This is a genomic window from Streptomyces pseudovenezuelae, from assembly GCF_029892565.1.
GTDB lineage: Bacteria > Actinomycetota > Actinomycetes > Streptomycetales > Streptomycetaceae > Streptomyces > Streptomyces pseudovenezuelae_A.
Window position 1 is genome coordinate 76,267 of the sequence record NZ_JARXVH010000005.1, and the last position, 11,724, is coordinate 87,990.

At 72.7% G+C, this 11,724-nt stretch carries 11 protein-coding genes; 8 read left to right on the forward strand and 3 right to left on the reverse strand.

Features of this window, described 5'->3' with window-relative positions:
• Positions 1-1,512, forward strand: a complete 1,512-nt coding sequence (locus M2283_RS16805; protein ID WP_280877058.1) for a cobyrinate a,c-diamide synthase — start codon at positions 1-3, stop codon at positions 1,510-1,512.
• Positions 1,509-2,240 carry a precorrin-2 C(20)-methyltransferase gene (gene cobI / locus M2283_RS16810; protein ID WP_280877059.1) on the forward strand — a complete coding sequence of 244 codons (732 nt, stop codon included), beginning with the start codon at positions 1,509-1,511 and terminating at the stop codon, positions 2,238-2,240. The genes M2283_RS16805 and cobI overlap by 4 nt, the downstream gene beginning before the upstream one ends.
• Before the next feature lie 35 nt (positions 2,241-2,275).
• Here cobI and M2283_RS16815 read toward each other — a convergent pair whose 3' ends face one another.
• Positions 2,276-3,004, reverse strand: coding sequence for a ZIP family metal transporter (locus M2283_RS16815; protein ID WP_280877060.1), 729 nt, complete (start codon positions 3,002-3,004; stop codon positions 2,276-2,278).
• A 96-nt stretch (positions 3,005-3,100) separates the two neighbouring features.
• Between M2283_RS16815 and cobM the strand changes: the two genes are divergently transcribed.
• Genes cobM through cobC form a run of 6 tightly spaced genes read left to right on the forward strand, consistent with a single transcriptional unit; the run spans position 3,101 to position 9,439 of the window.
• On the forward strand, positions 3,101-3,919 hold the full coding sequence (cobM, locus tag M2283_RS16820; protein WP_280877061.1) for a precorrin-4 C(11)-methyltransferase: 819 nt from the start codon (positions 3,101-3,103) through the stop codon (positions 3,917-3,919).
• The gene (gene cbiE, locus M2283_RS16825; RefSeq protein WP_280877062.1) at positions 3,916-5,148 is read left to right on the forward strand and encodes a precorrin-6y C5,15-methyltransferase (decarboxylating) subunit CbiE; all 1,233 of its coding nucleotides are present in this window, start codon (positions 3,916-3,918) and stop codon (positions 5,146-5,148) included. Before cobM ends, cbiE begins: the two co-directional genes overlap by 4 nt.
• Entirely contained in the window at positions 5,145-6,839 is a 1,695-nt protein-coding gene (cobJ, locus tag M2283_RS16830) for a precorrin-3B C(17)-methyltransferase (RefSeq protein ID WP_280877063.1), read from the forward strand. The genes cbiE and cobJ overlap by 4 nt, the downstream gene beginning before the upstream one ends.
• Positions 6,840-6,862: 23 nt before the next feature.
• A complete protein-coding gene (locus M2283_RS16835) occupies positions 6,863-7,465 on the forward strand; it encodes a precorrin-8X methylmutase (RefSeq protein WP_280877622.1) in 603 nt (200 codons plus the stop codon).
• Positions 7,462-8,385, forward strand: a complete 924-nt coding sequence (locus tag M2283_RS16840) for a sirohydrochlorin chelatase (RefSeq protein WP_280877064.1) — start codon at positions 7,462-7,464, stop codon at positions 8,383-8,385. Before M2283_RS16835 ends, M2283_RS16840 begins: the two co-directional genes overlap by 4 nt.
• On the forward strand, positions 8,375-9,439 hold the full coding sequence (gene cobC / locus M2283_RS16845; RefSeq protein ID WP_280877623.1) for an Rv2231c family pyridoxal phosphate-dependent protein CobC: 1,065 nt from the start codon (positions 8,375-8,377) through the stop codon (positions 9,437-9,439). The genes M2283_RS16840 and cobC overlap by 11 nt, the downstream gene beginning before the upstream one ends.
• 21 nt (positions 9,440-9,460) lie before the next feature.
• Here cobC and M2283_RS16850 read toward each other — a convergent pair whose 3' ends face one another.
• Complete coding sequence (locus tag M2283_RS16850) at positions 9,461-10,357, reverse strand: SCO1860 family LAETG-anchored protein (protein WP_280877065.1); 897 nt, start codon at positions 10,355-10,357, stop codon at positions 9,461-9,463.
• 255 nt (positions 10,358-10,612) lie between these two features.
• On the reverse strand, positions 10,613-11,704 hold the full coding sequence (locus M2283_RS16855) for an amidohydrolase family protein (protein ID WP_280877066.1): 1,092 nt from the start codon (positions 11,702-11,704) through the stop codon (positions 10,613-10,615).
• Positions 11,705-11,724: the final 20 nt, after the last annotated feature.

The window sequence follows — 11,724 nt, forward strand, 5'->3', positions numbered from 1 at the left end:
GTGACTTCTTCCCCGTCCTCCGTCTCCGTGCCTCGGCTGGTCATTGCCGCGCCGTCTTCCGGCAGCGGTAAGACCACCGTTGCCACGGGGTTGATGGCTGCGCTGACCGCGCGGGGGCTTGTTGTGTCTCCGCACAAGGTCGGGCCCGACTACATCGATCCCGGGTATCACGCGCTCGCCACCGGGCGGGTGGGGCGGAATCTCGACGCGTATCTGTGTGGGCCGGAGTTGGTCGGGCCACTGTTCGCGCATGGCGCGCGCGGGTGTGATCTCGCCGTTGTCGAGGGCGTGATGGGGATGTACGACGGGGCCGCCGGGGAGGGTGAACTGGCGTCCACCGCTCATGTGGCGAAGTTGCTGCGGGCGCCTGTCGTGCTTGTCGTCGACGCGTCTTCGCAGTCTCGGTCGGTTGCGGCGCTGGTGCATGGGTTTGCTTCCTGGGATCCGGAGGTTCGGGTCGGGGGCGTGATTCTCAACAAGGTCGCTTCTGATCGGCATGAGGAGTTGTTGCGGGAGGCGTTGGAGTCGGCCGGGGTGCCGGTGCTCGGGGTGTTGCGGCGGGTGGCTCAGGTGGATACGCCGTCCAGGCACTTGGGATTGGTGCCGGTCGCCGAGCGGCAGTCGGCTGCGGTTGAGGCTGTTGCCGCGATGGCTGCGCAGGTTGAGCGTGGGTGTGATCTGGAAGGGCTGCTCTCGCTGGCGCGCGGTGCGGGGGCGTTGTCCTGTGCGGCTTGGGATGCGGCTGAGTCCTTGGCCTCTTCGCCCCCGCCGCCCCTACCCGTCCCATCCCTGGGGGCTGCCGCCCCCGAACCCCCGCTTCGGCCTGGACGGCCTCGTCCTCAAACGCCGGACGGGCTGAAAGACAAAGACCCGGACGGGGCGGAAGACAAAGCCCCGGGCCGGCGCCCAGAAGTCAGAATTGCCGTCGCCGGTGGTCCCGCCTTCACCTTCTCCTACGCCGAGCACGCCGAGCTCCTCACCGCCGCCGGTGCCGAAGTCGTCACCTTCGATCCCCTTCACGACGAGCAACTCCCCGACGGGACACGCGGGTTGGTCATCGGAGGTGGGTTCCCTGAGGTGTACGCCGCCGAGTTGTCCGCCAACGAACCCCTCCGCAAAGCCGTCGCCGCCCTCGCAGAGACCTCCGCTCCCGTTGCCGCCGAGTGTGCCGGGTTGCTTTATCTGTGTCGGGAGTTGGACGGGCTGCCGATGTGCGGCGTGCTCGATGCGGACGCCCGGATGAGCGAGCGGCTCACGCTCGGGTATCGGGATGCCGTGGCCGTGAGTGACAGCGTGCTGGCCGTGGCCGGGACTCGGATGCGGGGGCACGAGTTTCATCGGACGGTCGTCGAGCCGGGGGCCGGGATGGTTGCCGCGTGGGGTGTGCGTGCTCCCGAGCGGCGCCTCGAAGGATTCGTACAAGAAAGCGTGCACGCGAGTTATCTGCACACGCACTGGGCGTCCGAGCCCGGTGTCGCCCTTAGGTTCGTGGAGAGGTGCCGGACGTCATGAGCAGCAGGCTGATCGGAGTCGGGGTGGGTCCCGGCGATCCCGAGCTGGTGACCGTCAAGGGCGTCAACGCGCTGCGGGCCGCCGATGTCGTCGTCGTGCCCGTCATGGACACGGGTGACCGGGGGCGGGCTGAGGCGACCGTGCTGCACTACGTGCCCGAGGAGAAGGTCGTACGGGTCGTGTTCGCCCTGAATGAGCGCAGTGATCGGGGGCGGCGGGAAGCCGCCTGGGATGCCGCCGGGGGGCGGGTGGCGCAGTTGCTCCGCGAGCTTGGGAACGTTGCCTTTGCCACCATCGGCGATCCCAATGTGTATTCCACCTTCACCTATCTCGCGCAGACCATCGCCGAGTCGGTGCCGGGGACCGTCATCGAGACCGTGCCCGGGATCACCGCCATGCAGGATCTCGCGGCCCGGTCCGGGGCCGTGCTGACGGAGGGAACCGAGCCGCTGACCCTCGTGCCCGTCACCGCCGGGGCCGCCGTGCTCAAGGACGCCCTCGCCGGGCCCGGCACGGTCGTCGCGTACAAGTTCGGGCGGCAGGCCGGTGAGGTCGCCGAGGCGCTGCGCGAGACCGGGCGGATCGACGATGCGGTGTGGGGCTCGGCTCTGGGGCTGGAGTCCGAGTCCATTCGGCCGGCCGCCGAACTGGACGGGACTCCGTTGCCGTATCTCTCCACGCTCATCGCGCCCGCGCGGCGCGACGGCGGGCGGGGTGGGAAATTGTGAGCCCGGGCGGCAGAGCCCTGGTGACGGCCGCCGGATCAACCGGCCAGGCCCACCACCAGCCAGATGAAGCCCACGCCCGCGACCGTGCACAGCAGGGTCGAGCGGGCGGGGTGTTCGTGGTGGGCCTCGGGGAGGATCTCGGCGGCGGCCAGGTAGAGGAGCACGCCGGCGAAGAGGCCGAGATAACCGCCGAGCAGGCCCTCCGGGATGCTGACGAAGGCCGTCGAGGCCGCGCCCACGACCGGGGCCAGCGCGTCCGCGAACAGCATGGTCAGCGCCTTGCGGCGGGCGTTTCCGTACAGGCTCGTGATCGTGTACGTGTTGAAGCCGTCCGCGAAGTCGTGGGCGACGACCGCCAGCGCGACCGCCGTGCCCATGCCGCCGCCGACCTGGAAGGCCGCGCCGATCGCCACGCCGTCCATGGCGCTGTGGCCGACCATCGCCGAGGCCGCCGTGAGGCCCACCTCGGGGGCGCGGCCGTTGTGCTCGTCCCCGCCGTGGGAGGCCTGACGGGCGGCGAGCAGACGTTCGACCAGATGGGCCAGCAGGAAGCCGGCCACGAAGAGCAGCAGGGCCGCCGGTACGCCGAAGATGTCGTCGCCCGCGGCCTGCAGCGCCTCCGGCAGCAGGTCCAGGCCGACCACGCCCAGCATCAGGCCACCCGCCAGGCCCAGGACCAGATGGCGGCGGTCGGTGACCCGCTGTGCCGTCCAGCCGCCGGCCAGCGTCATCAGGAACGCGCCGAGCGCGACGAAGACCGCCATGTGCCCTTGCTATCCGATCAACCCCCGTTCGCGCACATCCAGCGGGCGCGGCGGCACCACCCGTAAGACCTTTTGTCCAGAGAGGACCGTTTTCTGATGGCCGATGCCCCCACCGGCAAGGTGACCTTCGTCGGTGCCGGCCCCGGCGCCGCCGACCTGCTGACGTTCCGTGCCGCGCGCGCCATCGCCGAGGCCGACGTCGTGATCTGGGCGGCCAGCCTGGTGCAGGCGGAGGTCCTCGACCACGCGCGCGAGGGCGCCGAGATCATGGACTCGGCGACGATGTCCCTGGAGGACGTGGTTGCCGTGTACGAGCGGGCCCACGCGGAAGGATTGCGGGTCGCTCGTATTCACTCCGGCGATCCCGCCCTGTGGGGCGGTACCCAGGAACAGCTCGACCGGTGTGCCCGGATCGGGATCGCGACCGAGATCGTGCCCGGGGTCTCCGCCTTCTCCGCCGTCGCCGCCCTCGCGCAGCGCGAGCTGACCATCCCCGAGGTCGCGCAGTCCGTCGTCCTCACCCGGCTCGGCGGCGGCAAGACGCCGATGCCGCCCGGCGAGGAGGTCCGCGAGTTCGCCCGGCACGGCACCACCATGGCGGTCTTCCTGTCGGCGGCCCGCAGCGGGCAGCTCGTGCGGGAGCTGCTGGAGGGCGGCTACCCGACGTCGACCCCGGTCGTGGTCGCATACCAGGCGACCTGGCCCGAGGAACTGCTCGTGCGCTGCACGATCGGCACCCTGGAGGAGACCGTCAAGGAGCACAAGCTGTGGAAGCACACGCTGTTCCTGGTCGGCCCCGCGCTGGCCGCCGAGGGCACGCGCTCGCACCTGTATCACCCCGGTCACTTCCACGGCTATCGCAAGGCGGATCCTGAGGCTCGTCGGGCGTTGCGCGAGCGAGGGGCGAGTACGTGATCACCGTCATCGGTACGGGGACGGGGGCGCCGCCTGCCCCGGAGGCGCTGGCCGGTGCCGAGCTGGTCGTCGGCGGGCGGCGGCACCTGGACGCCGTACGGCTGCCGGAGACGGCCGAGCGGATCGTCCTCGGTCCGCTGGCGCCGGCGCTCGACACGATCGAGGAGTACGTCGGCAAGGACCGGCCGGTCGCCGTGCTGGCCTCGGGCGACCCCGGGTTCTTCGGGATCGTGCGGGCGCTGGCCGAGCGGTTCGGGTCCGCGCTGCTGGATGTGCGGCCCGGGGTCTCGTCCGTCGCCACCGCCTTCGCGCGGCTCGGGCTGGCCTGGGACGACGCCGTGGTCGTCAGCGCGCACGGGCGGGAACTGCGGACGGCCGTCAATGTCTGCCGGGCCCATCCCAAGGTGGCTGTGCTGACCGGGCCGGGCGCGGGGCCCGCCGAGTTGGGTGCCGCGCTGCCCGGCGGGCGGGTGCTCGTCGTGGCGAGTGCGCTGGGTGATCCCGAGCACGAGCGCGTGGAGCGGGTGACGGCCGCCGAGGCCGCCGCCCGTGACTGGGGTACGGCGGTGAGTGTGGTGCTGTGCCTCGACGAGACGCGGGTACTGGGCGCCGTGCGGACGGTGGCGGGGGCGCCCGGCGGGCCGGAGCGATGGGCCTTGGACGAGCGGGAGTTCACGCACCGCGACTCGATGATCACCAAGTTCGAGGTGCGCGCCCTCGCGCTGGCCCGGCTCGGTCCGCGGCTGGGTGATCTGGTCTGGGACGTCGGCGCCGGGTCCGGGTCCGTGGCCGTCGAGTGTGCGCGGCTCGGGGCCGCCGTCGTCGCCGTCGAGAAGACCGCGGACGGTGTCGAGCGGATTCGCGCCAATGCCGTGGCCCACGGTGTCGATGTGCAGGTGGTGCACGGCGAGGCGCCGGTCGCACTGTCCCAACTCGACGATCCCGACGCCGTGTTCGTCGGCGGCGGCGGGCGCGAACTGCCCGTCATCGTCACCGCGTGTGCCCGTCGGGCCCGGCGGTCGGTCGTCGTCGCGATGGCCGCCCTCGACCGGGTACCGGTCACGCGTCAGGCGCTCGTCGGCGCCGGGTTCGACTGCGACGGCGTGCTGTTGCAGTCCTCGCGGCTCGCGCCGCTGCCGGGGGACGTGACCCGGCTGGCGGCGACCAATCCCGTCTTTCTGCTGTGGGGGACCCGAACCCCCGTCTCTCGTGAAGGAGTTGCTCAGTGATCGGCCTCATTTCCGCCACCGCGGCGGGGGCGGCGGCGCGCGACCGGCTGGCCGCGGCGTGGCCGGAGCGGACGCGCGTGTACGAGGGTCCCGTCGGGGACGCCGTACGGACCGCGTTCGCTCAGTGCGAGCAGCTCGTGTGTTTCCTCGCCACGGGAGCTGTGGTGCGGCTGGTGGCACCCCTGTTGGCCGACAAGCGGACCGACCCCGGGGTCGTGTGCGTCGACGAGGGCGCGCGGTTCGCCGTGTCGCTGGTCGGCGGCCACGGCGGCGGGGCCAACGAACTCGCCCGCGAGGTCGCTGAGTTGCTGGGGGCCGAGCCCGTGGTGACCACGGCCACGGATGCGGTGGGGGTGCCGGGCCTGGACACCCTCGGGTTCCCTGTGGAGGGCGATGTCGCCGGGGTGTCGCGGGCGCTGCTGGACGGCGAACCCGTCTCCCTGGACGCCGAGTTGGCGTGGCCGCTGCCGCCGCTGCGAGTGTCGGACAGGGGCGGCGCGTACGTCATCCGTGTCACCGATCGCGCCGTCGAGCCCGGCGAGCGGGAGGTCGTGCTGCGGCCGCCGTCCCTCGTCGTCGGGGTCGGCGCCTCCAAGGGCGCACCCGTGAACGAAGTGCTCGGGTTGATCTCGGACGCTCTGCGTGAGGCGGGACTGTCCGCCGGCAACATCGCCGAACTCGCCACTGTCGACGCCAAGGCGGACGAACCCGGCATCGTCCAGGCGGCTCAGCGGCTGGGCGTGCCACTGGTGGCCTACTCCGCCGAGGAGTTGGCAGCGGTAGAGGTGCCCAATCCGTCCGACGCGCCACTCGCGGCCGTGGGCACACCGTCCGTCGCGGAGGCCGCCGCGCTCGTGGGCGGAGGCGAACTCCTGGTCCCCAAGCGGAAGTCGGAGCGTGCCGACGGGCAGCCCGCGATGGCGACCTGTGCCGTCGTACGGCGCCTCGCGCGCGGCCGGCTCGCGGTGGTCGGGCTCGGGCCCGGCGCCCGGGACCTGCTCACCCCGCGCGCGAAGGCCGAACTGCGGCGGGCCTCTGTGCTCGTGGGGCTCGACCAGTACGTCGACCAGATCCGCGATCTGCTGCGCCCCGGGACCCTGGTCCTGGAGTCGGGGCTCGGTGCCGAGGAGGAGCGGGCCCGTACCGCCGTCGCCGAGGCGCGCAAGGGGCAGGCGGTCGCGCTGATCGGCAGCGGTGACGCCGGGGTGTACGCGATGGCCTCGCCCGCGCTCGCGGAGGCGTCCGACGACATCGACGTGGTCGGAGTCCCGGGCGTGACCGCCGCGTTGGCCGCCTCGGCGATCCTCGGGGCGCCGCTCGGCCACGACCACGTCTCCATCAGCCTCTCGGATCTGCACACGCCGTGGGAGGTCATCGAGCGTCGGGTGCGGGCCGCGGCCGAGGCGGACATCGTGGTGACGTTCTACAACCCGCGCAGCCGGGGCCGAGGCTGGCAGCTCCCGAAGGCGCTGGCGATCCTCGCCGAGCACCGGGAGCCTGTGACGCCGGTCGGGGTCGTACGCAACGCGTCACGGCCGGACGAATCCAGCCGGGTCACGACACTCCTCTCGCTGGATCCGACGACGGTCGACATGATGACGGTCGTGACCGTGGGCAACACGGCGACCCGTGAGATCGCCGGGCGCATGGTGACGCCGCGCGGCTACCGCTGGCAGGAGGGCGCCCAGTGAACCGTATGGACCATGCGAACGGTGTGGACCGGGTGGTTCATCCGATCGAGGTGGAGTCCTACCGACGGCTGCGCGCCCGCCTGGACACCTCGCACTTCGCGCCGCTGAGCCGGGCGGTCGTGGAGCGGGTCGTCCACTCCGCCGCCGACCTCGAATACGCGAGCGATCTCGTCCTGGACGAGGGCGAGTTGGCGAAGGCGCATGCCGCGCTGCACGCCGGGGCGCCCGTCGTCGTGGACGTGGAGATGGTCGCGGCCGGGATCACCCGGCGGGAGACCGTCTGCCGGCTCAGGGACGCCGAGTCCGGTCCGGGGCTGACGCGTTCGGCCCACGCGATCCGCCTCGCGTACGAGGAGGTCGGGCCCGGCGCCCTGTGGGTGATCGGCAACGCGCCGACCGCCCTGGAGGAGTTGCTGACGCTGGACGTCTCCCCCGCGCTCGTCATCGGCCTGCCCGTCGGCTTCGTCGGCGCGGCCGAGTCCAAGGCCGCGTTGCGCGCGAGCGGGCTGCCCGCCGTGAGCAACGTGTCCGAGAAGGGCGGTTCGGCCGTCGCGGCGGCCGCGCTCAACGCCCTGCTGTACCACCCTGTTTCACAGCCCGTTCCGTACTCCGAGGAGAAATCGTGACCACCCCGCCGCCCGCCCTGCTCATCGCCGGTCATGGCACCCGGGACCAGGCCGGAGCCGAGGCGTTCCGCGACTTCGTCCGGGAACTGGGCCACCGCCACCCCGAACTGCCCGTCGCGGGCGGCTTCATCGAGCTGTCCGCGCCGCCGCTGGGCGAGGCGGTCGCCGAGCTGGTGGAGCGGGGCGTACGCCGGTTCGCGGCCGTTCCGCTGATGCTGGTGTCCGCCGGGCACGCCAAGGGGGACATCCCGGCGGCGCTGTCCCGCGAGAAGGAACGGCACCCGGGGATCTCGTACACCTACGGGCGCCCGCTGGGCCCGCACCCGTCGCTGCTGTCGGTCCTGGAGCGGCGCCTGGACGAGGTGCTCGGCGAGTCCGCGCGCACGCCGCGGGACCGGGCCGACGTGACCGTGCTGCTGGTCGGCCGCGGCTCCACCGACCCGGACGCCAACGCCGAGGTGCACAAGGCGGCGCGGCTGCTGTGGGAGGGGCGTGGGTACGCGGGCGTGGAGACGGCGTTCGTGTCGCTGGCGGCGCCGGATGTGCCCAGCGGCCTGGACCGGTGCGTGCGGCTGGGGGCGCGGCGGATCGTCGTACTCCCGTACTTCCTCTTCACCGGGATCCTGCCGGAGCGGGTGCGGCAGCAGACCGAGGGGTGGGCGGCGGCGCACCCGGAGGTCGAGGTGCGGTCCGCCGAGGTCATCGGGCCCGAGCCGGAGCTGCTCGACCTGGTGATGGAGCGGTACCGGGAGGCCGTCGAGGGCGATCTGCGGATGAACTGCGACTCGTGCGTGTACCGGATCGCGCTGCCGGGCTTCGAGGACAAGGTGGGGCTGCCGCAGCAGCCGCACTTCCACCCGGACGACGACGGTCATCACCACCACGGGCACCACCACGACGGACATGCCCATGCGCACTGACGGCGCCCACGATCTGCGTCACCACGGTGACGCCGAGGTCCGCGACGGCGGGGCGGCGCTCGTCGACCTCGCGGTGAACGTCCGCGCCGACACGCCCCCGGCGTGGCTGCGGGAGCGGATCGCCGAGTCGCTGGGCTCGCTCGCCGCGTATCCGGACGGGCGGGCCGCGCGGGCGGCGGTGGCCGCGCGGCACGGGCTGCCGGTGGAGCGGGTGCTGCTGACGGCGGGTGCGGCCGAGGCCTTCGTGCTGCTGGCGCGCGCCCTGAAGGTCCGTCAACCGGTGGTCGTGCACCCGCAGTTCACGGAGCCGGAGGCGGCTCTGCGGGACGCGGGGCACACCGTGGACCGGGTGCTGCTGCGCGCCGAGGACGACTTCCGGCTGGATCCGGCGGTGGTCCCCGAGGACGCGGACCTGGTCCTGGTGGGCAACCCGACGAACCCGACCTCGGTCCTGCACCCGGCCGAGTCCCTGGCCCGACTGGCGCGCCCCGGGCGGACGTTGGTCGTCGACGAGGCCTTCATGGACGCGGTGCCGGGCGAGCGCGAGGCGCTGGCCGGCCGGACCGACATACCCGGCCTGGTCGTCCTGCGCAGCCTGACCAAGACCTGGGGCCTGGCCGGACTGCGCATCGGCTACGTCCTCGCCGCCCCGGAGACGATCGCGGAACTGGAGCGCGCCCAGCCCCTGTGGCCGGTGTCCACCCCGGCGCTGGCCGCCGCCGAGGCCTGCGTCGCCCCGCGAGCCCTGGCGGAGGCGGCCCACGCGGCTCACCGCATCGCGGCGGACCGGGCCCATCTCGTCGCCGGCCTCAGCGAGTTCGACTCCGACGGCCTCCGTGTCGTCGAGCCCGCCGAGGGCCCCTTCGTCCTCATCCGCCTCCCCCGGGCCGACGTGGTCCGCCACCATCTGCGCAACCTCGGCTTCGCGGTCCGGCGCGGGGACACGTTCCCCGGACTGGGCGATCAGTGGCTGCGGATCGCGGTACGGGATCGGGGGACGGTGAACCGCTTTCTGCAGGCGCTGGATCAGGCGGTGACGCTGACGAAGGACTGACGGCTGCGAAGACCGGCCCCGTCAGCCCCGCCGCCGCGCCAGCACCACCGCTCCCCCGCCCGCCACGAGCAGCACGACCGCGCCGCCCGCAAGGTACGGGGTCATCGAGCTGCCGCCGGTCTCGGCGAGGCCGGCCTCCTCGACGGGCCCGCCCTGCGGCTCGACGTCGGCCGGCTTCGGGCTCGGCTTCGTCGCGGCGGCCGGCGCCTCGCAGGTGGCCTCGGCGAGGGTCAGGGTGCCTTCGACCTCGGCCACGTTGAGCTTCAACGGGTTGATGGAGACCTTGAGTCGGAGGGCGGTGGCCGCCGCCGTGCGCGAGGTGGTCTGCGTCTTGGACAGGTCGAGGCGGACCTCGCCGATGCCGGGCGCCTTGACGTCGGTCGTGCCACCGGCGGTCAGAGTGATCTTCTTGCCCAGGACCGTCACACCGCCGAGGAGGTTGGCGGAGGCGGTAGGGGTCCTGCCTGCCTCGCAGGTCGCCTTGGAGGTGACCTGGCCGACCTCGATCAGGGACAGCAGGGGCAGGCCGGGGACGTGCAGTCTGGCGTGGGCGAGTTCGGTGCGGCCCTCGGCCTTGGTGGCGGTGACGGTGGACTTCGCCGACGCCACGTCCGCGGCCAGGACGCTGAAGGGCTTGCCGCCGTCGACGCCGTCCAACTGGGCGCTCAGGGCGGTCTTCTCGGCGCTCGCCGGCGCCTCGACCTGGTTCAGGGAGACCGCGAGCGGGACGTTCACGGTCTTGTTGAGCAGGGCCACGTCGAGCCCGGTGCGCAGCACGACGGCGCTCGCGCGGCCCTGGTCGGAGGTCGCGTGCGCGGAGCCCGCCGCGCCCAGGACCGCTGGACCCGCGGCCAGGAACGTGGCCGTCGCGACGGTGGCGAGGCGGCGTGCGGGCAGGCGGAAGCTGTTGCCGTTCAAGGTGGGGACCCCCAGAGGAGACTTGCTTGGGACCCGGCAAGAATTACGCACGAAGAGTGAACCGGGGTCAATCCGGCGCCAGTTCACCCCATCGTGCGTTCCCCGTGAAGGTTTTCGAATCTCACGGCACAGGCGTTCCACTCTTCCCCCGCCGCACCGCCTTCTGTCCGAATACGGAGTTGACGTACCGGCGCGCAAAAGGGCGCGCACCACGTCAACCCCGTACGCGTGCGGGACCCCGTATACGTGCGAGTCCTAGCCGACGACCCGCCCGTTCATCACCACTCGGCGCGGTGCCGCCAGGACCCGTACGTCGGCCCGCGGGTCCTCCTCGTACACCACGAGGTCTGCCGCCGCCCCCTCCTCCAGGCCCGGTCGGCCGAGCCACTCCCGGGCCGCCCATGCCGTCGCCGACAGGGCCTCCAGGGGTGGGATGCCGGCGGTGACCAGTTCGGCCACCTCCGCCGCCGCGAGGCCGTGCGGGAGCGTGCCGCCGGCGTCCGTGCCGACGTACACCGGGATGCCGGCGTCGTAGGCGTTGCGGACGGTGTCGTAGCGGCGTTCGTGGAGCCTGCGCATATGGGCCGACCATTTCGGGAACTTGGCCTCGCCGTCGGCGGCGAGCTGCGGGAAGGTCGCGATGTTGACCAGGGTGGGGACGATCGCGACGCCCCGGTCGGCGAAGAGCGGGATCAGTTCGTCGGTGAGGCCGGTCGCGTGCTCGACGCAGTCGATGCCGGCCTCGACCAGGTCCTGGAGGGAGCTCTCGGCGAAGCAGTGCGCGGTGACGCGGGCGCCGAGGCGGTGGGCCTCGGCGATGGCCGCCTCGACGGCGTCCCGCGGCCAGCTGGGCGCCAGATCACCGAGGTCGCGGTCGATCCAGTCGCCGACCAGCTTCACCCAGCCGTCACCCCGGCCGGCCTCCCGGGCGACGTACTCGACCAGGTCCGCCGGCTCGATCTCGTGCGCGTAGCCCCGCAGATAGCGGCGGGTGCGGGCGATGTGCCGGCCGGCCCTGATGATCTTCGGGAGGTCCTCGCGGTCGTCGATCCAGCGGGTGTCGGAGGGCGAGCCCGCGTCCCGGATGAGGAGCGTGCCGGCCTCGCGGTCGGTCAGCGCCTGCTTCTCGGCCACGTCCCGCTCGACCGGCCCGTGCGCGCCGAGGCCGACATGGCAGTGGGCGTCGACGAGCCCGGGCAGGGTCCAGCCCTCGACGGTCCGGATGTCGCCGGCACCGGCGGGACGGTCGTAGGAGATCCGGCCGTCGACGACCCAGAGTTCGTCGCGGACGTCGTCGGGTCCGACCAGGACCCTGCCCTTCACATGCAGCACCGGGTGATCGCTCATGAGGCTCACCCTAGGACGGC